The 24,394-nt window shown below is 59.0% G+C and carries 20 protein-coding genes; 10 read left to right on the forward strand and 10 right to left on the reverse strand.

All coding sequences use genetic code 11. From position 1 onward, the window contains the following. Positions 1–44: 44 nt before the first annotated feature. The 5 genes from GOW31_RS02555 to GOW31_RS02575 form a co-directional block, all read right to left on the reverse strand. Positions 45–854 (reverse strand): zinc-dependent peptidase, encoded by an 810-nt coding sequence (locus tag GOW31_RS02555; RefSeq protein ID WP_171167671.1) that lies wholly within the window; start codon positions 852–854, stop codon positions 45–47. 121 nt (positions 855–975) lie between these two features. Next, complete coding sequence (locus GOW31_RS02560; protein WP_117868644.1) at positions 976–1,476, reverse strand: polymer-forming cytoskeletal protein; 501 nt, start codon at positions 1,474–1,476, stop codon at positions 976–978. Next, a complete protein-coding gene (locus GOW31_RS02565) occupies positions 1,466–2,797 on the reverse strand; it encodes a M23 family metallopeptidase (RefSeq protein WP_171167673.1) in 1,332 nt (443 codons plus the stop codon). Before GOW31_RS02565 ends, GOW31_RS02560 begins: the two co-directional genes overlap by 11 nt. Before the next feature lie 174 nt (positions 2,798–2,971). After that, positions 2,972–3,790 (reverse strand): ferritin-like domain-containing protein, encoded by an 819-nt coding sequence (locus GOW31_RS02570; RefSeq protein ID WP_371813713.1) that lies wholly within the window; start codon positions 3,788–3,790, stop codon positions 2,972–2,974. Between the two features lie 84 nt (positions 3,791–3,874). Continuing rightward, the gene (locus tag GOW31_RS02575; RefSeq protein ID WP_171115431.1) at positions 3,875–4,336 is read right to left on the reverse strand and encodes a peroxiredoxin; all 462 of its coding nucleotides are present in this window, start codon (positions 4,334–4,336) and stop codon (positions 3,875–3,877) included. Between the two features lie 68 nt (positions 4,337–4,404). On the opposite strand from GOW31_RS02575, the gene GOW31_RS02580 reads away from it, so the two are divergent. From GOW31_RS02580 to GOW31_RS02595, 4 genes are all read left to right on the forward strand, one after another. Then, the gene (locus GOW31_RS02580) at positions 4,405–7,791 is read left to right on the forward strand and encodes a DUF3971 domain-containing protein (protein ID WP_371813696.1); all 3,387 of its coding nucleotides are present in this window, start codon (positions 4,405–4,407) and stop codon (positions 7,789–7,791) included. Between the two features lie 42 nt (positions 7,792–7,833). Further along, on the forward strand, positions 7,834–8,880 hold the full coding sequence (gene queA / locus GOW31_RS02585; protein ID WP_171167678.1) for a tRNA preQ1(34) S-adenosylmethionine ribosyltransferase-isomerase QueA: 1,047 nt from the start codon (positions 7,834–7,836) through the stop codon (positions 8,878–8,880). A gap of 111 nt (positions 8,881–8,991) precedes the next feature. Further along, positions 8,992–10,263 carry an MFS transporter gene (locus tag GOW31_RS02590; protein ID WP_152458289.1) on the forward strand — a complete coding sequence of 424 codons (1,272 nt, stop codon included), beginning with the start codon at positions 8,992–8,994 and terminating at the stop codon, positions 10,261–10,263. A 109-nt stretch (positions 10,264–10,372) separates the two neighbouring features. Beyond that, a complete protein-coding gene (locus GOW31_RS02595) occupies positions 10,373–10,948 on the forward strand; it encodes a DUF924 family protein (RefSeq protein ID WP_152458288.1) in 576 nt (191 codons plus the stop codon). A gap of 43 nt (positions 10,949–10,991) precedes the next feature. Here GOW31_RS02595 and GOW31_RS02600 read toward each other — a convergent pair whose 3' ends face one another. After that, entirely contained in the window at positions 10,992–11,426 is a 435-nt protein-coding gene (locus tag GOW31_RS02600) for a hypothetical protein (protein WP_171167680.1), read from the reverse strand. Positions 11,427–11,639: 213 nt separating this feature from the next. Here GOW31_RS02600 and lpdA point away from each other — a divergent pair, with 213 nt between their 5' ends. Continuing rightward, complete coding sequence (gene lpdA / locus GOW31_RS02605) at positions 11,640–13,034, forward strand: dihydrolipoyl dehydrogenase (protein WP_171115439.1); 1,395 nt, start codon at positions 11,640–11,642, stop codon at positions 13,032–13,034. A gap of 152 nt (positions 13,035–13,186) precedes the next feature. On the opposite strand, the gene GOW31_RS02610 is transcribed toward lpdA, so the two are convergent. After that, positions 13,187–14,572, reverse strand: coding sequence for a dipeptidase (locus GOW31_RS02610; protein WP_171167681.1), 1,386 nt, complete (start codon positions 14,570–14,572; stop codon positions 13,187–13,189). Between the two features lie 325 nt (positions 14,573–14,897). Between GOW31_RS02610 and hemA the strand changes: the two genes are divergently transcribed. The 3 genes from hemA (at position 14,898) to ispG (ending at position 18,667) form a co-directional block, all read left to right on the forward strand. Beyond that, on the forward strand, positions 14,898–16,121 hold the full coding sequence (gene hemA / locus GOW31_RS02615) for a 5-aminolevulinate synthase (RefSeq protein ID WP_171167682.1): 1,224 nt from the start codon (positions 14,898–14,900) through the stop codon (positions 16,119–16,121). Between the two features lie 129 nt (positions 16,122–16,250). Next, on the forward strand, positions 16,251–17,456 hold the full coding sequence (locus tag GOW31_RS02620) for a helix-turn-helix domain-containing protein (RefSeq protein ID WP_152458283.1): 1,206 nt from the start codon (positions 16,251–16,253) through the stop codon (positions 17,454–17,456). Between the two features lie 71 nt (positions 17,457–17,527). Further along, positions 17,528–18,667 carry a flavodoxin-dependent (E)-4-hydroxy-3-methylbut-2-enyl-diphosphate synthase gene (gene ispG / locus GOW31_RS02625; RefSeq protein WP_171167683.1) on the forward strand — a complete coding sequence of 380 codons (1,140 nt, stop codon included), beginning with the start codon at positions 17,528–17,530 and terminating at the stop codon, positions 18,665–18,667. An 18-nt stretch (positions 18,668–18,685) separates the two neighbouring features. Here ispG and GOW31_RS02630 read toward each other — a convergent pair whose 3' ends face one another. The 3 genes from GOW31_RS02630 to GOW31_RS02640 are packed head-to-tail and all read right to left on the reverse strand — an operon-like array spanning position 18,686 to position 21,918. Then, on the reverse strand, positions 18,686–19,756 hold the full coding sequence (locus GOW31_RS02630; protein WP_171167684.1) for an agmatine deiminase family protein: 1,071 nt from the start codon (positions 19,754–19,756) through the stop codon (positions 18,686–18,688). A gap of 24 nt (positions 19,757–19,780) precedes the next feature. Then, the gene (locus GOW31_RS02635; protein WP_171167685.1) at positions 19,781–20,539 is read right to left on the reverse strand and encodes a DsbA family protein; all 759 of its coding nucleotides are present in this window, start codon (positions 20,537–20,539) and stop codon (positions 19,781–19,783) included. Then, complete coding sequence (locus GOW31_RS02640; protein WP_171115447.1) at positions 20,536–21,918, reverse strand: M48 family metalloprotease; 1,383 nt, start codon at positions 21,916–21,918, stop codon at positions 20,536–20,538. The genes GOW31_RS02635 and GOW31_RS02640 overlap by 4 nt, the downstream gene beginning before the upstream one ends. On the opposite strand from GOW31_RS02640, the gene GOW31_RS02645 reads away from it, so the two are divergent. After that, positions 21,917–23,080, forward strand: coding sequence for a pyridoxal phosphate-dependent aminotransferase (locus GOW31_RS02645; RefSeq protein WP_171167686.1), 1,164 nt, complete (start codon positions 21,917–21,919; stop codon positions 23,078–23,080). The two genes, GOW31_RS02640 and GOW31_RS02645, sit on opposite strands and share 2 nt — an antisense overlap. Positions 23,081–23,146: 66 nt before the next feature. After that, entirely contained in the window at positions 23,147–24,367 is a 1,221-nt protein-coding gene (locus tag GOW31_RS02650; RefSeq protein WP_171167687.1) for an N-acetylmuramoyl-L-alanine amidase, read from the forward strand. The last annotated feature ends 27 nt before the right edge of the window (positions 24,368–24,394 follow it).

Consider the following 24,394-nt stretch of genomic DNA (forward strand, 5'->3'; position numbering starts at 1 on the left):
CGGGGAATTTTCTCGGCACCCTCGCACCAGGGGTCGCAAAGCCCTTAGTGCCATTGAGCAGGATCCAGGTGAAACAGCTTGGAGAGTTGCTTGTAAACCTCCGGGTCCGACCTGCGCAGGGCCTTTGGTCGCTCAAAGAACACTTCAACCGAAACGGCGAAAAACTCCTCGTGCCCTTCCGCGCCATAGGGGTCGATTACGGTTGGCTGCCCGGATTCAACGGCGCGTACATGCGCGTCATAGGCTGTCAGGAATGCGGCTTCCCATTCAGAAAAGCTTTGGTCGTCGCTGAGTACGGGCACCCCGTTGGCCGACCCTGTCAGATCGTCGATCTGGTGGGCAAATTCATGAAATACAACATTTTGGCCGTCATGATCGTTCATGGCCCCGCGCTGGCTATGCGCCCAGGACAGGATCACCGGGCCGCGGTTCCAGCTTTCCCCTGTGCGCACGATTTCCTTCTCGGTGACGACATAGCCGCTGTGACGGCTCTGTCTGGATTTGAATGCGCTGGGATAGATCAGGATGGTGGTCAGATTGTCATACCAGAGATCGGTATTCACTACCAGCAGGCAGGCTTGCGCGGCGATGGACAGTTGCATGTCTTCGGTAACGTCCAGACCGTCGCACCCGATGAATTCAACCTGATCCAGGAACAGGTTGATCTTGCCCTCCAGCTTTGCGCGCAGGCTTTGTGGCAGTTTCCGCAAAATCGGGACCTGAGCGTCGACAAGCTGCCGTTGTTTGTCAGTCAACGGCGCGGCCAACAGGGCGTGGCGCGCCTGTCGTTTGGACCAGAAATAAAAGGCCAGACCTGCGGCGATCACCGCAATAAGTGTCAGAAAAATCAACATGGCCCGACCCTAACGTGATCCCGGCGGGATCAAAACAAGTTTCCCGGGTATAGGCTGCGGTGCAAGAAAGAAACGCCGCTGGTCTCCCAGCGGCGTTTCCGATCTGACCTGATGGGTCGAATTACTGTTTGACGTCTGCTGCCGGGTTCGATCCGGCTTTGGCGCTGCGGCCCGGATTCAGCGGATCGTCCTGTCGCTGTACAGACCCTTCGAAATGCGCGCCGCTTTCGATGGCGATGGTCTTGTGGATGATGTCGCCTTCGACACGTGCGGTCGATGTCAGACGCACCTTGAGGCCACGTACGCGACCCACGATACGTCCGTTGATCACGACGTCATCTGCGGTGACTTCACCTTTGATCGTTGCCGATTCACCAATTGTCAGAAGGTGAGCGCGGATGTCGCCTTCGACTGTGCCTTCCACCTGTATGTCACCAGAGGTTTTGATATTGCCAGTGATGTGCAGATCCGAAGACAGAACCGACGCAGGCGGCTTGGGCTTGGGTGCGGTGGCAGGTTTCGACTCGGTCGGTGCAGGGGCCGCTGGGGTCGCCGGAGCGGCTGGTTTGGCCGCCTCGGGTGCCTTGGATGCGGGCTCGTTGATTTTGCTTTTAGAAAACATTTCTCGCAGCCTTGATGTAAGTCATTGGGTTTACGGGTTTTCCGTTCACGCGCACCTCATAGTGCAGATGCGTGCCGGTCGACCGTCCGGTGCTACCCATATCAGCAATATGATCCCCGCGCGAGACCCTTTGACCAACCTTCACGTTGATCTTGGTGTTATGAGCGTAAAGTGTCTCAATTCCGAATGCGTGCTTGATTTTCACAAGCCGTCCGAAACCGGATTGCCAGCCTGCATGGGTAACGACGCCGTCTGCGGTCGCAAAGATATCCGTGCCTTGCGGCCCTGCGAAATCGACCCCGTTATGCATCCGGCGACCACCGGTTTTGGGGTCGCGCCGGCTGCCATAGCCGCTGGTGAAACGCACGGCCGAATGTACAGGATTGGCAAAGGGGGCCTTTTCCGCCGCAAGTCGGTAAAGGTTCAGCTGATCCATCTGTTTCAGCAATGTATTCGCGCGGGCTTCCTCGGCGGACAACTCGTCCACCTCACCGCGCGTGCTAAGGGATAAAGGGGTCAGCGGACCGCCCATACCGCTGTATCCGCGCCGGACCTCTTCGATGATACGGTCTGTTGGCATTCCCGCCTGACGGAACATCTTGTCCAGCGGCTCGACCGAGATCACCATGGCCTCTTCCAGCTGCCGGAAAATCTCGTCGCTGCGTTCCTGCATCAGGCGGATTTCCAGCTCAAGATCATCGCGCTGGTCCAGTGCTTGCCGGGCGTCGGCGGCGATCTGATCGCGTTCCTCGGCCGTACGCGCCAGAGCGTCCGTCATGAAGGCCATCTGTACCGGCGCGCTGGAGGCCGTTACGTACATGTCTGTATTGCTGTTTTCCTGCTTCAGCGCCGCCAGTTCCTTCCGCGCATCTTCCCGCTGTTTCATGGTTGTGCGCAGCGTGGTCTGAATGACTTCGATCCCCGTCTCAAGTTCGCGACGGCGGTTTTCCGAGGCCAGCAGTTCGGACTGCATGGCGGATATCTGTTCCAGTGCGGCGTTGAAACGATCCTGAGCGGCGAGGGCTTCCTGCGCACGGGCGTCGCGTTCTGCGGACAGGACATTCAATCGTTCCTGATAGGTTGCCTGGTCGCGTTTCGCCTGTTCCCGGAAGTTGCCCGAACCGATGCTGTCCATAAGCAGAATGGCAGTTGCGACCGCGGTCCATCCGACCATGACGGCAACACCGGCCACCGCGACCACCTGCGTTTCCGAGCTGAGACGGATAAAACGTGTATCTTTGTCAGACTTCAGAAAAACCCGGCGTTCCGGAAAGTACCGTTCAAATGCGGAGTGTATTTTTATTGCCAGACGTGTTCGCACGCGTCCTACCTCTCATCCCCAAGATCGGGACCGGTTGTGAGTGCCGGCCGCTCCTTGGGCCGACTGCATAAAGGGCAGGCAGCGTTCGGGCAAGTTTGTTGATCAGTCTGGCGCCAACTGCGTAGAAATCCCCCCAAAGATCGGCGGGAAATTGCCGAAAAGCATGTTGAGGCGTCAGTTGGTGATATCGCCGGGCGCGGGTAGGTCTTCGGTCAGCGGCCAGTAGAAATCGGGCGGCAACCCGGCCTCAGCCCGTTTTTCCTCGTTGAAGGGTGGTTTGAGGACGCCGTGGAAATACCGGCGTACCAATGCGTGAAACACATCCTTGGGGTCCGTGTTTTCCCGGCCGCACAGGAAGTGAAACCACTTGGACCCATAAGCGACATGGCCGACTTCTTCGGCATAGATCACCTCAAGTGCCGTGATGGCCTGCTCAGACTTGGCCTTGCGAAAAATCTCGATCATGCCGGGGGTCACATCCAGACCACGCGCTTCGAGAACCATCGGCACGACCGCAAGCCGTCCCATCAGGTCGTCTGCAGTGTCCTCGGCCGCGCGCCACATTCCCGCATGGGCGGGCAAGGCGCCATAATCGCTGCCCATTTGTTCCAGACAATCGCAGACCATCTCGAAATGGCGCGATTCCTCTTCGGCGCATTTTACCCAATCGTCATAAAACCCGATCGGCATCGGCACATGGCCAAAGCGGGCAATGATATCCCAATGCAGATCGACGGCGTTCAGTTCGATATGCGCCACGGCGTGCAAAAGGGCGATGCGGCCCGCCTCGGTGCCCGGTTTGCGCTTTGGTACCTCGCGCGGAGACAGGAGTTCTGGCCGTTCCGGGCGCGCGGGTCGCAGCGGGGGTGACGCCGTCCCGATCTCGATCGGGGGCGCGTCGCCCTTGCGCGACGCAAACCACGCGGCGGCGTGCTGTTTGGACAGGGCGGTCTTTTCCCGACCTTCCGCCGTTGCAAGAACTTCGGTCGCCATCTGAGTCAGCGATTTGGACACCATTATTCTCCGCCTGGTTGATCCTGTGGCTCTTAAACCGGATGGCGACCGTGGTCGAGGGCGTTACAGCGCGCGCACGGCTTCCAGCACCTCGTCTACGTGACCGGGAACTTTGACCTTGCGCCAAACGCGGGCAATTTTGCCTTCGGGATCGATGATGAAAGTCGAACGCTCAATCCCCATCGACTTGCGCCCATACATGTTCTTTTCGACCCACACGCCGTAGTCTTCACAGACGGTCGAGCTCTCATCCGACAACAGCGGTGTGGTCAGCCCATGCTTGGCGACGAATTTGTCATGTTTGGCGACGCTGTCGCGCGAGATGCCGAAAACTTGTGCGCCCGCATCGGCAAAGGCCTGAAGTTGTTCCGAGAAACCGATGGATTCCTTGGTGCAGCCCGGCGTATCATCGCGGGGGTAGAAAAACAGAACCACGGTGCTACCGCGCAACGCCGAAAGCGTCACCTCGCCGCCGCCGTCGCGCGGCAAAGTGAAGTCAGGGGCGATGTCTGAAACGTCGGGCATTGGAAACTCCGCTAAAGGTTTTTAAAGGCTGCCTGATATCATAGGGCAACGCGTGCGGGTTGGAAGGCGTGGATAGCAATTTGAAGCAGCACGAAGACGGTGACGGAGCACAGCCGGATAAGCCCGCGCGCCGTCGGTCTCGCCGCCGGGCCGCTGGTCTGTGGGCCATGCGCGGCACTTTCGTGCTGATGTTGCTGGCGCTGTTCACCGGTTTCATGGTTGTCGGGCAAAGAATGCACGCCCCCGTCTGGCTGCGGGACAGGGTCGAGGCGCGGCTTGAACAGGCGTTGGGCGGGCTGCAAATCCGGTTTGGCGATGTCAGTTTTATCATTCACGAGGGATGGCGACCCCGTCTGCGTCTGACCGATGTGGCCATCAGCGACGCTGAGGGTCGGCAAATTGCGCAGGTGTCCGACATGCGCGCCAGTCTGGCCATGCGCCCCTTGTTGCGGGGGCACGTTCGCCCCAAAAGAATAATTCTGAGGGGTGCGCAGATCGCCGTGACCCGGGACAAGGACGGGGCGCTGAGCCTTACGGTCGGGTCCGGCAGCGCACCGGTGCAGGAGGCCCCGAACCTGGCACAGCTTATCGAAGCCTCGGATCAGGTTTTCCTGTCTCCGGCGCTATCGGCGCTGACCTCGGTCGAGCTTGATGCGATCACACTGGATTATCGCGATCTTCGGCAGGGGCGGTCCTGGATTCTGGACGGTGGGCATATTCAAGCCAACCGAAGCGGCAACGAAGTGCGCTTGGCAACCGGGTTTTCGGTTCTGGCGGGGCGTGACTATGTCAGTGCCATCGAGGCCAATTATACAAGCGTTCTGGGTACACCTGCCGCACAATTCGGGATCTCGGTCACTGACCTGCCAGCCGAGGACATCGCGGGCCAAACGCCCGCCCTTGCCTGGTTGCAGGTTCTGCGGGCCCCGATTTCGGGTGCCTTGCGGGGTGGTGTCGACGAAAACGGAGCGATCGGAACTTTGTACGCCACGCTGAATCTGGGGGCGGGGGCGGTGCAGCCAAACCCGGAAACACGCCCGGTTCCCTTCGAATCCGCGCGCACCTATTTCACCTATGATCCCAAAGGTCAGATTCTGGATTTCAACGAAGTTTCGGTGGTCTCGGCCTGGGGTGAGGTTCAGGCTGACGGAAAGGCGTATCTGGAAGGTGCAGAAGATGGCGTGCTGGACAGCCTGTCTGCACAGTTGCGGCTGTCCGGTATCAACGTGAACCCGGCAAACCTGTTCCCGCAACCTATTCAGCTTTCGCGGGCCAGCCTGGATTTCAAGATGGTCCTCAACCCGTTCCAGCTGCATCTGGGTCAGATGACCATTGAAGATCCGGGTCACACGGTGCGTGCCTTTGGCGTCCTGACCGGGCGGCCGGATGGCTGGGCCGTCAAGCTGGACGCACACTTGGATCAAATGACGTCGGACAAGGTTCTGGGATACTGGCCCGAACGTCTGGCCCCGAAACCGCGAGAGTGGGTGACCGAAAACCTGTACGAAGGGGTTCTGTCGGATATGGACTTTGCCCTGCGCCTGCTGCCCGGATCGAAACCGGATCTATATCTGGATTTCGGATTTGAAAAGGCGAAGATTCGGTTTGTCAAAACGCTGCCGCCGATCGAAAAGGCGCAGGGTCAGGCCAGCCTGATCAACAGCAGGTTCACGGTCACTGCACAGCAGGGTGTTGTGATTGCGGATGACGGCGGTGCTGTTGATGCGTCGGGGACGTCCTTCATCATACCCGACACGGATATCAAGAAATCCGCGCCTGCGATTGCGCGCATTCAGGCCAAAGGCAGCGTGACGGCCGCGTTGTCGTTGTTGGACAGGCCTCCGCTGGAATTGCTCAGCAAGGCGGGGTTGCCCGTTGACGTAGCGAAAGGAACGGTGTCGCTGGCGGGAACCCTTTCCTTGCCTTTGAAAAAGGGTCTCAAGTTTGACGAGACCGAGTTCCATTTCGATGGAAGGTTGGCCAACGTGTTCAGTGACCGCTTGGTGCCCGGATTTGACGTTAGTGCTGATCTTCTGGACCTTTCTGGTGATCAGTCCGGCGTTCAGATTCAGGGGCAGGGGCAGTTCGGGGATGTACCGCTGACGGCGCTCTGGCGGCAGCCTATAGGCGGCAAGTCGGATCAGCGAAGCACCCTGACCGGTCAGATCGAGCTGTCGCCGCGATTGATGGATGAGATCGGCGCCGGCCTGCCTCCGGGGATGCTGACCGGCAAAGGGATTGCAGATATCACGTTGGGGCTCGGCGCCGGGGTTGCCCCGAAATTGTCCGTCACGTCCGATTTGCAGGGCGTCGCGCTGGCCATACCCGAGCTTGGTTGGAGAAAGGGGGCCAATTCGACCGGCACTCTGACGGCCGAAGCGACTTTGGGGTCGCAGTTGAAGGTGGATAGCCTGCGCATAAATGCAGCCGGATTGCGTACATCTGCCTCCATTACGTTTCGTGAAAACGGCGAATATGACCGGGTTCGCTTCACCTCTTTTGACCTCGGCGACTGGCTGGCGGTCCCGGCAGAGCTGATTGGGCGCGGAAACGCCATGCCGGACATCCGTGTGCTTGGCGGCGTCCTTGATATGGGTCGCGCGAATTTCGGCGAAAGCGGCGGATCGGGCGACGGGGGCGGCGCCGGGCCGAAACTGGACGTGGCGCTGGATCGCCTTCAGGTTACGGAAACCGTCGCGCTGACCGGGTTCCGGGGTGCATTTCAGACGACCGGCGGAATACAAGGGAACTTCACCGCGCAGGTCAATGGCGGCGCGCCGGTCAGAGGGCAGGTCAGCCCCAGAGGGAACCGAAGTGCTGTTGACCTGACGTCGCAAGATGCGGGGTCCGTGCTACGATCGGCCGGAGTACTGACACAGGCGCGGGGCGGAGAAATGAATCTCAAGCTCGAACCTGTGACGGCACCGGGCAGCTATGACGTGATACTGAAAATCACCAACACACGGATTACCGACGCCCCGGCCATGGCGGCCTTGCTGAATGCCATCAGCCTTGTGGGCCTGTTGGATGAAATGGCGGGGCAGGGTATCTTTTTTGCAGCAATCGACAGCCGGATGCGTGTCACCCCCACAGACATCAAAGTGCTAAGCGGCAGTGCCGTCGGCCCGTCGATGGGCCTGTCTTTTGATGGCACCATCGATACGGTGAACGGCTTGCTGAACCTGCGCGGTGCGATCTCGCCCATATACCTCCTCAACTCAGTTGGCAGTGTGTTCACGCGCAAGGGCGAGGGCGTCTTTGGCTTCAACTACACCCTGACCGGCCCGCTTGCCTCGCCCAAAGTTTCGGTAAATCCGTTGTCCGGTCTCGCACCTCTGTTCCTGCGCGACCTGATGCGTGCCCCGGCACCCAAAGTTCAGGATGGTCCGAACGCAGTGCCGCAGAAACCGGATGAACCCAAACGCACATTTGGCTCATCCCCAAGTGACCGCTGACAGGATATGGCCGAATCTGATGCAGGGTTGTAAGGCGCGGGCATGAAACTTAGCGATTTTGATTTCCATCTGCCCGAAGACCTGATCGCCACGCGGCCGGCCAGCCCGCGTTCCTCTGCACGTCTGCTGGTGGCGCAGGGGGATGCAATCACGGACAGCCATGTTTTCGACCTGCCCGATTTTCTGCGGCCAGGTGACCGGCTGGTGTTGAATGACACACGGGTCATTCCGGCGCGACTGAACGGCCGGCGCCACCGAGACAGCGCGCAGGGGCCGGTTTCCGCAGGGATCGAGGCCACTTTGCTTGATCCACAGGCCGATGGCACGTGGTCTGCGTTGATCAAGCCGCTCAAGAAGGTGAAGCTTGGGGAAGAGATTGTCTTCTCGGATGATCTCAGCGCCACGCTGGACAGGGTTGCGGATGGCCAGGCGTATCTGCGCTTCAATCTCAGCGGCGAGGATTTCGACGCGGCGCTGGATCAAGCCGGAGCAATGCCTCTGCCGCCCTACATCGCAGCCAAACGTCCGGCTGATGAACGGGACAAGACGGATTATCAGACCATCTGGGCAAATCATTCCGGTGCCGTGGCCGCCCCGACTGCATCATTGCATTTCGATGAGGCGCTGATGAAGGCGCTGGCAAAACGGGGGGTAAGCTTCACGCATGTGACGCTTCATGTGGGGGCAGGGACTTTTCTTCCGGTCAAGGTTGAGGATGTCACAACACACAAGATGCATGCTGAGTGGGGGCAGGTAAGCCCCGACGCCGCCGCTGAGATACAGGCAACCAAGGCCGCCGGCGGGCGGGTGATCCCGGTGGGGACAACGGCTTTGCGCTTGATCGAAAGTGCGGCAAGGTCAGGAAAGATCGAACCCTGGGAAGGCGAAACGGATATCTTCATCTATCCCGGTTTTGAATTCCATGTCACTGACGCATTGATGACCAATTTTCACCTGCCGAAATCCACGTTGCTCATGCTGGTTTCGGCGCTGATGGGGCAGGATCGGATGCGCGATGTCTACGCGCATGCCATCGCCCGGAAATACCGGTTCTTTTCCTATGGCGACGCGTCGCTTTTGATCCCTTGAGAGGCGCGGAAACAGCATCGCGGATCGGGAATGTCGTAGACAAGCGCGACGTAGGCGGTCTTTGATCGCAGAACGACACTAAAATCAGGTTGGCATTAGTCGGAGGCCCCAATGATTCAGGTCCTTTCCAGCGCATGGGCGCTGCTGCTCGGCATGGGGTTGCTGATGGTCGGAAACGGCCTCCAGGGTACGATTCTGGGTGTGCGGGGTGAGATCGAAGGCTTTTCGACCCTTGAGATGTCTTTTGTCATGTCGGCCTATTTTCTGGGCTTTCTGGGCGGCTCACGCCTTGCGCCCGAGATGATCCGGCGCGTTGGCCACGTGCGGGTCTTTGCGGCACTTGCGTCATTTATTTCGGCCGTGATGATCATGTATCCCATGCTGACCAACCCGATCGCGTGGGCTTTGGGCCGGGTGGTGATCGGGTTCTGTTTTTCTGGCGTCTATGTCACTGCCGAAAGCTGGCTCAACAATGCGGCCAGCAATGAAAATCGCGGGCAGGCGCTGTCGCTCTATATGATCGTACAGATGACGGGGATCATCAGTGCGCAGGCGCTTGTTCTTGTCGGCGACCCGGCCGGTTACGAGACGTTTGTGATCGCCTCGATCCTGGTTTCAGTGTCCTTCGCACCGATTTTGCTGTCGATCTCGCCGACACCGGCCTTTGATACCACCAAACCGATGACCCTGAAGCAACTACTGGAAACCTCGCCTCTGGGCTGCGTGGGCATGTTTCTTCTGGGGGGTGTGTTTTCCGCGCAGTTCGGCATGGCGGCGGTGTATGGCGCCCGGGCAGGGCTGTCGCTTGTTGAAATTTCGACCTTCGTTGCGGCGTTTTATATCGGCGCTGTGGTTCTGCAATACCCTTTGGGCTGGTTCTCTGACCGTATGGATCGCCGCTTTCTGATCCTGCTTGTGGCGCTCGCCGGTGCCGGTGGCGCAACGATCGCTATGATGATGGGCGGATCGTTTCCAATTCTGCTTGCTTCGGCTTTCCTGATCGGCGGTATGTCCAACCCGCTATATTCACTGCTGATCGCGCATGCGAATGACTTTCTGGATCACGAGGACATGGCGGCCGCATCCGGTGGGCTGGTATTCATCAACGGTCTGGGCGCGATTGCCGGGCCGGTGATCACCGGCTGGCTGATGGGGGATGCCGTATTCGGGCCACCGGGCTTTTTTCTCTTTATTGCGGCACTGTTACTCGCAATGGCACTTTACGCCCTGTATCGGACGACGCAGCGGGCATCGATACCCGTGGACGAAACCGGCACAATGTCGACGCTGTATCCAACGGCCTCGCCAGTTGCGTTTGAAGTGGCACAGGAAGTCGCCATCGAAGCCGCCGAGGCCGAACAGGCTGAGCAGGAAGATGCCTAGGACACAGGATTATGTCGCAAGTGTTGCAATATGTTACTGTAACAGTTCTGTAAAACGGCCTTAAATGACGTTACGTCCAAACTACGGGCACAAGACGGAGTTTAAGGCAATGGTAACGCCTGAAGAAGTATTGAGTTTTTGGTTAGATGAGGTGGGTCCAAAGGGCTGGTACATAGAGGATGAAGCGCTGGATTCAGAAATCCGCGCACGTTTTCAATCAACGTGGGAGGCTGCGGCCGAGGGCAAGTTTTCGCTCTGGCTGACCTATCCCAGCGGGTCACTGGCTTACATAATTTTGACGGACCAATTTCCACGCAACATGTTCCGCGGGCAAGCGCGTGCTTTCGCGACGGACCGAGCGGCCCTGGCAGCTGCAAAATGCGCGGTAGACAGAGGCTGGGACAAGAAGATCGATGAACCGGCCCGGCAGTTCTTTTACCTGCCGATGATGCATTCGGAGAATCTGTGCGATCAGGAACGCTGCGTGCGTCTGATCTGTCAGAACCTGAGCGGCGATACAAGCAATCTGCTGCACGCCCGTGCGCATCGCGAAGTGATCCGCAAGTTCGGTCGTTTCCCTTACCGGAACAAAGCACTGTCGCGCAGCTCGACCCCCCATGAAGAGGCTTATGTCGACATGGGCGGCTATGGCAGCACCGTGCGAGAGCTGCAAGCAATGGCCTGAGACCGTACAAGGGTTTTGCGCCTCTGTTGTTAGTGCGGGGGCTTCAGGCTCCCGGCTCGCATCCTTTGAACGACAATACGCGTTCGGACGCGATGTCTGCTCCGGTCTGTATGGCTTGGGCGATCAAAACCTCTGGTGTCTCTGCAAGTTCTGTGAATCGCTCCTGCGCAGTTTGTAGCTTTTGTTCAACTGCGTTCAGGCGGCGCAACGTTGCCTGAAGGTTTTGCGCGGTTTGACTGTCCGTAACTTGGTTTTCCCTCATCAGCGTCGTCAAATCATCACGCAACGCGGAAAGTTCACCCCGAATGCCCTTCGCCTCATCCCGAATGGGGGCAAGAACTTGCACGGTCTCTGAGAATTCTGCCGAGACGCTTTCGACTTTCGATGCCAGCTTCCAGCCCAGAAACAAGCACAGCGCCACAAGTATCAAAGTTGCGTTTAGCAGAGCAAGCGCCAGATCTTTTAGTGTTTTGGCCATGGTAAACCCCTTGAATTCAATGTGTTCACAAATGTCCGAGCGGCGTCGGCGTTTCTGTTCTAGCCATAGCATGGGCCTGCGTATAGGCTGAAATCCGCATATTCAGGTAAGGTTTACCCTGTGTCTCATTTGTCGCGGGAACGCGTGTTGATGCGTTTCTGAAAATAGTTTAATGGTAAACTAAATTTTCACCACCTGCGCCGAGAGGAACACATGGCTGCACAATCCTATGATCTGATCGTAATCGGGGCTGGCCCCGGTGGCTATGTCGCCGCCATCCGTGCGGCCCAGCTTGGCCTGAAAACCGTCGTGGTCGAGCGCGAGCACCTTGGTGGCATCTGCCTGAACTGGGGGTGCATTCCGACCAAGGCATTGCTGCGGTCCTCCGAAGTGTTCCATCTGATGGCACGCGCCAAGGATTTCGGATTGAAGGCCGACAAGATCGGTTACGATCTGGACGCGGTCGTCAAAAGATCCCGTGGCGTTGCCGGGCAGCTTTCGGGCGGCATCGGCCATCTGCTGAAAAAGAACAAGGTCGCCGTGGTGATGGGGGAGGCGACGATCCCCGCAAAAGGCAAGGTCAGCGTCAAGACCGATAAGGGCACCGAAGAACTGACGGCCAAGAACATCATTCTTGCAACCGGCGCACGGGCCCGCGAACTGCCCGGTCTCGAGGCTGATGGCGATCTGGTCTGGACGTACAAGCACGCGCTGCAACCGCCCCGGATGCCAAAGAAGCTGCTGGTCATCGGCTCGGGCGCGATCGGAATCGAATTTGCCAGTTTCTACAACACGCTGGGGGCCGACACGACGGTGGTCGAGGTGATGGACCGCGTGTTGCCCGTGGAAGATGCGGAAATCAGTGCCTTGGCTAAGAAAGCCTTCACCAAGCAAGGCATGACCATCATGGAAAAAGCCATGGTCAAGCAGTTGGATCGCGGCAAGGGCAAGGTCACCGCTCATATCGAGGTCAAGGGCAAGGTTGAAAAGCACGAGTTCGACACCGTTATCTCGGCTGTCGGGATTGTTGGGAATGTCGAAAACCTCGGGCTCGAGGCGCTGGGCGTCAAGATCGACCGCACGCATGTGGTGACGGATGAATATTGCCGCACCGGCGTCGATGGCCTTTATGCGATCGGTGACATCGCGGGCGCGCCCTGGCTTGCACATAAAGCCAGCCACGAAGGTGTCATGGTTGCCGATCTGATCGCGGGCCAGCATGCGCATCCGGTCAAGCCCGAAAGCATCGCCGGATGTACCTATTGTCAGCCGCAAGTGGCCTCGGTGGGATATACCGAAGCCAAGGCCAAAGAGCTGGGTTATGACATCAAAGTCGGTCGCTTCCCCTTCATCGGCAACGGCAAGGCCATTGCTCTGGGCGAACCGGAAGGTCTGATCAAAACCGTGTTCGACGCCAAGACAGGCGAATTGCTGGGGGCCCATATGGTCGGCGCGGAAGTCACGGAACTGATTCAGGGCTATGTGGTTGGGCGGCAGCTGGAGACGACCGAAGAAGACCTGATGAACACGGTCTTCCCGCACCCGACTCTGTCAGAAATGATGCATGAAAGCGTGTTGGACGCTTATGGCCGCGTGATCCACATGTAACGTCATACGCGTGTTGCGATCGGACAGGGGCTGTGCCCCCGCCTTGCTGCGCGCGGCTCCCCCGGGATATTTGGGGCCAGATGAACAAGGGATCCTTTATTCATCTGGCGGCAAATATCCCGGAGCGCGAGGCAGAGCCTCGCTGAAATCCGTTACTTGTTCAAAGCATCCAGAATGCGGGCCCACGAACGGATGCCCTTGTGGAAGCTTTTGACGTCGTATTTCTCATTCGGCGAATGGATGGCGTCGTCCTCGTTGGCATAGCCGACCAGCATCGAATCCAACCCCAGAACGGTATTGAAATATCCGACGACGGGGATCGAGCCGCCCATGCCGGTAAACACCGCTTCGCGGTCCCACTCGTCCGACAGTGCTTTGCGCGCGGCTTCGAATTCCGGGCGATCGATATTCATGACCGAAGCGGGCGAACCTTCCAGATCGTTGTCCCAGACAACTTTTGCATCCGGGGACAGGCGATCCTCGACATGTTTGCGGATCTTGTTGCGCAGCGCGTCGGGGTCCATGTCGCCGACCAGTCGGCACGTGATTTTACAATGCGCTTCCGAAGGGATAACGGTTTTCGAGCCTGCGCCATTGTATCCGCCCCACAGCCCGTTCACCTCAAGTGTCGGACGCGCCCATTGCTGTTCAAGTGTCGAATAGGCTTTTTCGCCGTGCGGCTGGGTATAGCCGACCGAATTCAGATAATCCGCTTCGTCGAAGCCGCAATTCTGCCACTGGCGCAGCTGGTCCTGGGGCACTTCATGAACGCCTTCATAGAAACCATCGACCGCGACACGCCCGGTTTCGTCATCATAGAATGAGGCAACGATTTTCGACAGCTCGCGCAGCGGGTTCAGCCCCGGGCCACCGTAATGGCCGGAGTGCAGATCGATGCGGGGCCCGATGATGGTGAACTCGTCCTTCAGCATGCCGCGCAGCTGCGCGGCGATCGACGGAACACCTCGCGATACCATGGATGTATCGCAAACCAGCGCCAGATCCGCTTTGAGTTCGGCCGCGTTTTCTTCGAGGAAGGGGACCAGAGAAGGTGAGCCGGATTCCTCTTCGCCTTCAAAGAAGAAGGTGATGCGGCAGGGTAGGGATCCGTGCACCGCTTTCCAGGCGCGGCAGGCTTCGACGAATGTCATCAATTGACCTTTGTCGTCCGATGCCCCGCGCCCGCGGATGACGGGGCCGTGCTCGGTATCTTCGATGGCGGGGTCAAACGGGTCGCGCGTCCAAAGGTTCAACGGATCGACGGGTTGCACATCATAATGGCCATAAAACAGGATATGGGGTGCATCCGAGTCCTCGCCCACATGGCCTACGACCATCGGGTGTCCCGGGGTTTCCCGTTTTTCTGCTGCAATTCCGATACTGTTGAGGTCGGCAACCAGCCAGTCGGCCGCACGGCTGACGTCGGCCTTGTACGCGGGATCGGTTGAGATCGAAGGGATGCGCAGCAGCTCCATCAGGCGGTCGATCGAGGTTTGCAGATCTTCGTCAATCCGGTTCAGCACGGTGTCTAGCGACATGGGGATCTCCTGCTTGTCTGTGTTCGCGCGAACCCTAGCAGCGTTGACGGCGCCGTCCAGAGCGGTTGATCTGAATTGTTCATGCAATCACAAGCCCGCGAATGACGTTGCGCGGGCTGCGTCGTTTCCACGCGTCCGATAGCCGGAACTTTACTTGCCGTGAGCATTGCAAACTTATATTTGATGCAAATCAAAGTTGGGTTCACCTGTTCGGCTGTAACCAGCTGAATAAAGTAACACAAAGCTGCTGATACAGGTTAAGCTGTTGGATGTGGCAGACTAATTGCCCAAGGGAAACCGGAAACGGGCATTCAAGGAGGGTCCGTTGGACTATACTGCTCAGCTCGATTCAGCGATTGCCAGGCTGCATGACGAAGGACGTTACCGGACCTTCATCGATATCGAACGTCGCAACGGACATTTTCCGCACGCGGTGCGCACGCGCACGGACGGCTCGCAGCAGAACATCACCGTATGGTGCGGCAATGACTATCTGGGCATGGGCCAGCACCCTGTTGTTCTGAACGCAATGCACGAGGCGGTCGAAGCCGCAGGTGCAGGATCGGGCGGGACGCGCAACATCTCGGGGACAACGGTCTATCACAAACGGCTCGAGGCCGAGCTGGCAGATCTGCATGGCAAGGAAGCCGCGCTTTTGTTCACCAGCGCGTATATTGCCAACGACGCCACGCTCAGCACGCTGCCCAAGCTGTTCCCGGGGCTGATCATCTATTCTGACGCGCTGAACCATGCTTCGATGATAGAAGGGGTGCGCCGAAACGGCGGGGCCAAGCGCATCTTCCGTCATAACGACTTGGCGCATCTGCGCGAATTGCTCGAGGCGGACGATCCCGCCGCACCCAAGCTGATCGCGTTCGAGTCCGTCTATTCGATGGATGGCGATTTTGGTCCAATCGAAGAAATCTGCGATCTGGCAGATGAATTCGGCGCGCTGACCTATATCGACGAAGTGCACGCGGTGGGCATGTATGGCCCGCGCGGCGGCGGCGTGACCGAGCGTGACCGGCTGGCACATCGGATCGACATCATCAATGGCACTCTGGCCAAGGCATATGGCGTCATGGGGGGCTATATCGCCGCCAGCGCAAAGATGTGCGATGCCGTGCGGTCTTATGCGCCGGGCTTTATCTTTACGACATCGTTGCCGCCGGCAGTTGCCGCAGGGGCTGCTGCATCCGTTGCGCACCTGAAAACCGCGTCTGAGCTGCGCGAGCAGCACCAGACCCAGGCGAAGATCCTCAAGCTGCGGCTGAAGGGAATGGGCCTTCCGCTGATCGACCACGGCAGCCATATCGTGCCAGTGATCGTCGGCAATCCGGTGCACACCAAAAAGCTCAGCGATATGCTGCTGGACGATTATGGCATTTACGTGCAACCGATCAATTTCCCGACCGTCCCGCGCGGAACCGAGCGTCTGCGTTTTACCCCGTCTCCGGTGCATGGACCCGACGAAATGAACCGTCTGGTGCAAGCGATGGACGAACTTTGGTCACATTGTGCGCTAAATCGCGCCGAACTTGCCGGATAACCTAACGCCAAAGTGTGCAACGAGTTTGCCGCGTGTTAAGCTTACGCTAACAAAACGAGTAGACGAATCATTCTGGGGATGATTCGCCACTTACGCGAAATACGCGACAGGCAGAATGGGGCAGCAGGGATGATTGGGCGCAGATCTCAGCGCGAATCCGAAGAGGACGTAGATGTCAGACCAAAAGGGTTTGACGACTACGAAGTTCGCCTAGGCGACAAGATGCGCGGTGAACGCGCAACGATGGGCAAATCTCTTCTGGATGTTCAGCGCGAACTGCGGATCAAAGCCAACTATATTGCTGCAATTGAAAACGCCGACCCTGATGCGTTTGATACACCCGGCTTTATCGCCGGGTATGTGCGTTCCTATGCGCGCTATCTGGGTATGAACCCCGATGAGACCTTCGCGACTTTCTGCGAGGAAAGCGGATTTGAGGTCGCGCATGGCATGTCCGCAGAGGCCTCGGTGGTGCGGAAACCTTCGGGGGCTCTGCCTGCGCGCGGTCCGATGGGGCGGGATCCATTCATTTCGCCCAATACGCCCTATATTCCGGGCAAGGAGTCTCTGGTCAGTCAGATTGAACCCCGCGCAATCGGCTCGTCGCTGGTTTTGCTCGCGGTGATCGGTGGCATTGGCTATGGCGGTTGGGCTGTTTTGAACAAGATTCAGCAAGTACAGGTCAGCCCGGTTGAACAGGCACCGGTGGTTCTGTCTGATCTGGATCCGCTGGATGCGGCGCGTAGCAACGTGTCAGATGATGTTACGGAAGTGGCAAGCGCCGAAGCACTGGACCGTCTCTATCGTCCGCAGGCGCTGGATGTTCCGGTGCTGGTCTCGCGGGATGCTCCGATCTCAACGCTTGATCCGCGCGAGGTTGGAACCTTCCGCCCGCCCGAATTGCCGCAGTTCGAAGTGGCTGAACTGCACACGGTCGAAAAACCGGCCCTGCCGCAAGTGGTCGAACAGATCGATACCACGCTCAAGATCGTGGCAGTTGATCCCGCCTGGATGCGTGTGACGGCTGCGGATGGCAGCGTCATTTTCGAAGGTACGCTGGGAACCGTCGAGCAAGGCAGCGTATTCGAAGTGCCCCTGACGGAAGAACCGCCGACATTGCGTGCGGGCGCGTCGGGATCGGTATATTTCGCGATGAACGGTGAACATTACGGCCCGGCGGGTGCTCCGGGCACGGTCGCCAAGGGTGTTGTTCTGTCGAAAGACGCCGTGTCCGAGGCCTATGCCGTCGCCGATCTGGAGGCGGAACAGAACAGTGCGCTCAAGCAACTGGTGGCGGAACTGCAAACCGAGGCGACAGAAACGCCCGCCGAGTGATCTAGCCATTGCGATAACCCTGTTGCCGAACTATCTACAATCGCAACTCAGGCAGACGCGGATCCGTCCTTATGTCCCTCAATCACGTGCGCCCATGGCGCGACATCTATCGTCGTAAATCCCGTCAAATCACGGTCGGCAACGTCCCCGTTGGTGGCGATGCACCCATTGCCGTTCAAACCATGACCAACACGCTGACCACCGATGTGGCGGCGACCTTGGCGCAGGTGCAGGCGGCGGCCGAGGCGGGTGCGGATATCGTTCGCGTCTCGGTTCCTGATGAGGCGTCGTCCAAGGCGTTGAAACAGATCGTTCGGGAAAGCCCGGTGCCCATCGTGGCGGACATTCATTTCCACTATCGGCGCGGGATTGAAGCCGCCGAAGCGGGCGCTGCCTGTCTGCGCATCAATCCCGGCAATATCGGAGACGAAACCCGTGTAAAAGAAGTCATCCAGGCGGCGCGCGACCACAACTGCTCGATCCGCATCGGCGTGAACGCGGGCAGCCTGGAAAAGCACCTGCTTGAAAAATATGGCGAGCCGTGCCCCGAGGCGATGGTAGAAAGCGGGCTGGAACATATCCGCATCCTTCAGGACAATGATTTTCACGAGTTCAAGATCAGCGTAAAGGCCAGCGACGTGTTCCTGTCTGCCGCGGCCTATCAGGGCATTGCCGAGGCGACGGATGCCCCCATTCATCTGGGCATTACCGAGGCCGGAGGGCTGGTCAGCGGCACGATCAAGTCGGCCATCGGGCTGGGTAACCTGCTGTGGATGGGGATCGGCGACACGATCCGCGTCAGCCTGTCTGCTGATCCGGTGGAAGAGGTCAAGGTCGGGTTTGAAATCCTCAAATCCCTTGGCCTGCGTCATCGGGGCGTCAATATCATCTCGTGCCCATCCTGCGCGCGACAGGGTTTTGATGTCATCAAAACCGTCGAGGCGCTGGAACATCGCCTTGAACACATCAAGACGCCGATGAGCCTGTCGATCATCGGATGCGTGGTCAACGGGCCGGGTGAAGCGCTGATGACCGATGTTGGTTTCACCGGCGGCGGGGCAGGGTCCGGCATGGTCTATCTGGCCGGCAAAGCCAGCCACAAGATGTCGAACGACCAGATGATCGATCACATCGTGGAAGAGGTCGAGAAAAAGGCGGCTGAACTGGATGCGGCGGCTGAAGCGGCTGAAGCGGCTGAAGCGGCTGAATAGCTTGTTTCTCCGCGACATTTAAAAACCGGGCATCTGTTGTGTAGCGCAATGGATGCCGCCACCCAGCTCTCCCAGCACATCCACGTCAAGCGTCACGACTTCACGACCGGGGTGGTGTTTTGCAAGCGTTTCCGACGCGATCCTGTCAGTTTCCGAGTCTCCGAACCGGGCCGCAATCACACCGCCATTGCAGACGTAGTAATTGGCATAAGAGGCCACGAAATCCAGGTTTTCGACACGGCGGAAATGCGGCTCGGGTATCACGTCCATGTCGATGCCCGCGGCAATGAGACGATCATGGGTGTCCAGCGCGGCCATGTGGAAAGGATCATCTTTGTCCGGTTCATCCGGCAAGTTGATGATGCCGCGACCGGGGCCGGTAAACCGGGCCAGACTGTCAATGTGATAGTCGGTGATGTCTTCGCCCCAGACACCTTCGGACCAGATCATGCGTTTGGCCCCATAGGCCGCCAACAACCGGGCTTCGATATCGTCCCGAGTGAGGCCGGGATTGCGGTCGTCATTCACCCACGAGCTTTCATGCGCCATAAGTGTCCCATGCCCATCCTGCTCGACGCCACCGGCTTCGCCGATCAGCCCGGTCGGCAACAGGGGCAGACCCAGCCTTTCGGCCACTCTGCCGGCAATTTTCGCATCATGTGCGTGAACCTGTTTTCTTCCCCACCCATTGAACTGGATCTGTTGGACCGCAAGCGCGCCACGGTCGTTGATCGCAAAGACCGGGCCTGCGTCCCGGCACCACAGATCTTCGGTCGGGACATCCCAGATCTCGACCGCCGCAGAAAGCCGTTTGCTGATGTCTGCGTGATGTTCCGATCCGGCGAGCATTGTGACGGGTTCAAAAGCAGAGATCGTGTTTGCGATTTCCGCAATGGTCCCCTGTACCAATTCCAAAAAAACGGGGTCGGGATAGACGGTGCGGCTTACCGGCCATTGCATGAAAGTGCGATCATGCCGGGCGTCTTCGGCCGGCACGTGGAAGCCTGTCGCGGACTGCGCAATAGACTGGCCAGAGAAACCCGTCATACCCAACGCTCCTCCGGCCACCAGAAATTCCCGCCGTTTCATGGCACGTCGCCGACAGATCCGGCCTTAGCCGCGTTCGGCACGTATACCGTTAACGATCTGCTGCATCTGATCGGCTGGCAAATAGCCACGCAGCATCTCTGTGCCCAACACGAACGAAGGCGTGCCCGAGATCTGCATCCGCTGGGCCAGAGCACGGGTGCGCGCAATCTCATCCGTAACGCGATCGCTGTCCATCGCCGCGATGATCTCGTCGCTGTTCAGCCCCAAACCGTCCGAGATGCGGCGCAGGGCAACTTCGGTTGGCTCGCCGGTGAATTCCAGCAGGGCATCATGGACCTGCTTGTATGCGTCGTCGCCCGCCACGTGTTTGGTGGCCAAGGCAAAACGTGAGGACAGCACAGACGCATCACCCAGAATGGGGAGTTCCTTGATCACAAGGCGGATGTTGCCGTCTTCTGCCAGCAGGCTGGTAACTTCGGGAACGGCACGGCGGCAATAGCCACACCGGTAGTCCATGAACTCGACCAGCGTGATGTCGCCATCCGGGTTGCCGCCAACCCAGCTGTACCCGTCATCAAACAGTTCATCCGCATTGGCGGCGACCAGTTCTTTGTCCGCCGCGGCTTCGGCGACGGCATTGCGCTCTTCCAGTATGTTGATGGCTTCGATGATCACTTCGGGGTTTTCCAGCAGGTATTCGCGCACCTGGGCACCAAATTCCGCCTTCTCGGCATCGTTCATCGCATTCAAGTCCAGCGCCTGCGCCGAGGTCGCCGCCATGGAAAGCCCCAGAAGGGCGGGTGCAGCATGTCTGAGGATCATTTCCGTTTCCTTTTGTCTTTGTCGAGTCGTTCCGCCGCAATCAACACGTCTTGTGCCCTTTGCCAACCCGGTGAACCTTCGGGCAGTCGTGCCACGGCGCGTTTCGCGTGAATTCCGGCATCTTTCAACCGCCCTTGCAGCGCATACCGCTCTGCCGTCACGGTGGATGCCATACCATCATTGCCAACCTGAGCATAGGCCACACCCAGATCCTGCAACAGCCTGGCGTTCCGGTAGTCCCGGGCGCGGGCTTTTTCCAGCACGCTCAGGGCCTGTTTGGTTTGACCCTGCGCCAGCAACGCCCGCCCGTATCCAGCCAGGATAAGCGCATCGTTCGGAGCCATTTCAACAGCGTTCCCATACGCTTCAACAGCCGCGCCTATTTGCCTGTTTTCCAGCAGAATTTGCCCTTTCAGGTCATAATAGTAGGGGTCGTTCGGGCGCAGCGCCAGTGCCTCGTCGATGGCACGGCGCGCGCGATCCAAATCACGGTTCTGATGATGGGCCGAAGCCTCGCGCATCAGGCGGATGTCCTGAGCGGTTTCTTCTTTGGCGCGCCGTAATGTCCAACTGGGTGAGCGTAAAAAGGCCGACAGTTTGCCTTTGACGCGGGCAAACCAGTAATCGGCATTGGCATTCGGAACGGCCTTGTCGCCGAACTCATCCAGAAACGCTTCGGCGGCGCGCAATCGTTCACGACTGGTGGGATGCGACCGCATGTACGGGTCCTGATTGGCGACGCTCAACAATTCCTGACCCGCGAATTTTCTGTGCAGCTCGACCATGCCGCTGGGGGAAATCTGAGCCCATCGCAGATAGCTTGCGGCGCTTCGGTCGGCCGAGGCCTCTTCGGCGCGGGTATGGCCCAGAAAGCTGCGGATTGCGGCGCCTTGGGTGCCTGCGGCGATGCCAATGGCGGCTTCACCCCCTCCGGCCGCAGCCGCAAGCAGGGCCAAAGCGGTACCAAGGCCCGCATTGCGCCGCGCCGCCTTCAGGTTTTCGGCACGCCGGGCCAGATGGCCGTTCGCGATATGCGCGGCCTCATGCGCGATCACCGCTTGCAGCATTTCGGGGCTTTCGACCGTAAGGATCAGCCCGTAATTCAAATAGATGGCGTTGTAGTCGATGACGAATGCATTGAACGTGTTGTCATTGACCACAAGGATTTGAACCCGATTGGTGTTCAGACCGGCGGCGCGCAGAACCGGAAAGGCCAGCTCGCGCAGGCCACGCTCGATATCGGGGTCGCGGATCAGGCTTTGCCCATGGGATTGCGTTGCCGCCGCCAGCCAGACACCAACCGACAGGATCAGAGCCGGGATTGACGTCAGCAGGGATACGCGTTCAAAAGCCATGGCTGCAACATGGGAGATGGGCATGAGAAACTCAACCCGGTCCGGGGTCGGTCCCTTCATCGTGATGGACGTGATGGAGGCCGCGCGCCGTGCGGAAGAAGCGGGCCGCCATGTGATTCACATGGAAGTTGGCCAGCCCGGAACCGGCGCCCCCAAGGGCGCGACCGAGGCGCTGGCCAAGGCGATGGATCAAAGCCCGTTGGGCTATACGGTGTCTCTGGGTTTGCCTGCACTGCGAAAGCGTGTCGCGCAGCTTTATGGTGAGTGGTACGATGTGGACCTGAACCCGGGGCGCGTGGTCATCACGCCCGGATCGTCCGGCGGGTTTCTGCTGGCTTTCACGGCATTGTTCGACAGCGGGGATCGCGTCGGAATCGGTGCGCCGGGGTATCCGTCTTATCGCCAGATTCTCAGGGCACTTGGATTGGTGCCGGTCGATCTGCCGACCGCGCCTGAAAACCGTCTGCAACCCGTGGCAGCGGATATTCAGGGAATGGGCCTGAAGGGGCTGATGGTGGCGTCTCCGGCGAATCCTACCGGCACGATGCTGGATCACGCCGCCATGGGGTCGCTGATCGAAGCCGCACACGGGCAGGGGGCATCCTTCATCAGCGACGAAATCTACCATGGTCTGGAATACGAGGCCAAGGCCGTGACCGCGCTGGAACTGACGGATGAGTGCTATGTGATCAACTCGTTTTCCAAGTATTTCTCGATGACCGGTTGGCGCGTGGGCTGGATGGTCGTGCCTGAGGATCAGGTGCGCGTGGTCGAGCGGATAGCCCAGAACATGTTCATCTGCGCGCCGCATGCCAGTCAGGTTGCCGCACTGGCCGCGATGGATTGCGAGGACGAGCTGCAAGCCAATCTGGACGTGTACCGCCGAAACCGCGCCCTGATGCTGGACGGGCTGCCCAAGGCGGGCTTTACGAAAATCGCGCCTCCGGACGGGGCTTTCTATGTATATGCCGACGTGTCTGACCTGACCGATGACAGCCGCGCATTTGCGGCCGAGATTCTGGAAAAGGCCGGGGTCGCGGTCACGCCGGGTCTGGATTTCGATCCGCAGCGCGGCCATACGACGTTGCGTTTTTCCTATGCGCGTTCGACGGCCGACATTCAGGACGGGCTGGAACGGTTGCGCGTTTTCATGACCGAGCGGAAGGTGATCGGGGAACCTGCCTGAGCCGTTCACAAATCAGCCCTTGTGGTATAGGCTGCCCGGCAAACGATCTCGGGAAAACTTGAGGCCATGAGCAGGATCTTCATTTGCATCGCCCTGATCTGGGCGCTGTGCGGCAGTGCCGTCGCGCAGGATTTCAGCGCGCTGGCACGCGTTCAGCCCGACCAAAGCCGCATCACGGATGTGGGGCGAACTGGCGTTCGCGTGGATATCGGCCTGAGCCAGGGGGTGCCGTACCGGATCTTCACCTTGCAGGATCCGTACCGGATGGTTCTGGACTTCAACGAAGTGGATTGGACCGGGCTGAACCGAACGGATTTCCTGCAATCCGAACGCGTCAGCGGCGTGCAATTCGGAGCCTATGTTCCGGGTTGGTCGCGGCTGGTGTTGGAACTGGGCGCTCCGATGGCCGTAGACACTGCCGAATTGTCAGTTTCCGAGGTTTCGGGGGCGGCTTTGCTGACTCTCAACCTCAAGGGCACGGATTTTGATACGTTCAACGCAACCGCAGGTGCGCCGCGCAACCCGGGATGGGACCTGCCGGAGCCAGCTGATGTGCCGCAGGCATCGGCGCGCTCGGCAGACCGGCCGTTGCGCGTGATGCTCGATCCGGGGCATGGCGGGATCGATCCGGGTGCCGAAATCGACGGCGTTGATGAAAAAACCCTGATGCTGACCTTTGCCCGCGAACTGCGCGAAGTTCTCTTGCGATCAGGAGGTTATGAGGTGGTCCTGACCCGGGTTGACGACCAGTTCGTCTCGTTGGAGCGCCGGATTGCCTTGGCGCATCGGGCTGGCGCGGATCTGTTCATTTCGCTGCATGCGGATTCCCTTTCGGAAGGTCAGGCCCATGGGGCTGCCGTTTATACCCTGTCGGCCGATGCTTCGGATGTGGCCAGTTCAAAACTGGCCGAGCGGCATGATCGGGGGGATTTGATCTCGGGTATCGATCTGAATGGTGCCGATGATCAGGTGGCCGATGTTCTACTTGATCTGGCGCGCCAGGAAACGATGCCGCGGACCAGGTCCTTGGCCAGCGCGATCGCCAACGGGATGGCCCAGCAAGGCGGGCCGATGAACCGAAAACCGCTGCGGACCGCTTCGTTCTCGGTGCTCAAGGCGGCCGATATTCCGTCTGTTTTGGTCGAACTTGGATTTCTGTCGAGCCCCAGAGATCGAGAAAACCTCAGGGATTCGGAATGGCGGGCGAAAATGGCCTTGGGTATCTTTCAGGGGATCGAAGACTGGCGTCAGCAGGATGTGATCCGCAAATCCCTGATTGGCCAGTGACCTTGCGACGCAAAACGGCTAGAATAC

Origin of the sequence: Ruegeria sp. HKCCA0370 (assembly GCF_013033705.1) — a bacterium.
Lineage (GTDB): Bacteria > Pseudomonadota > Alphaproteobacteria > Rhodobacterales > Rhodobacteraceae > Ruegeria.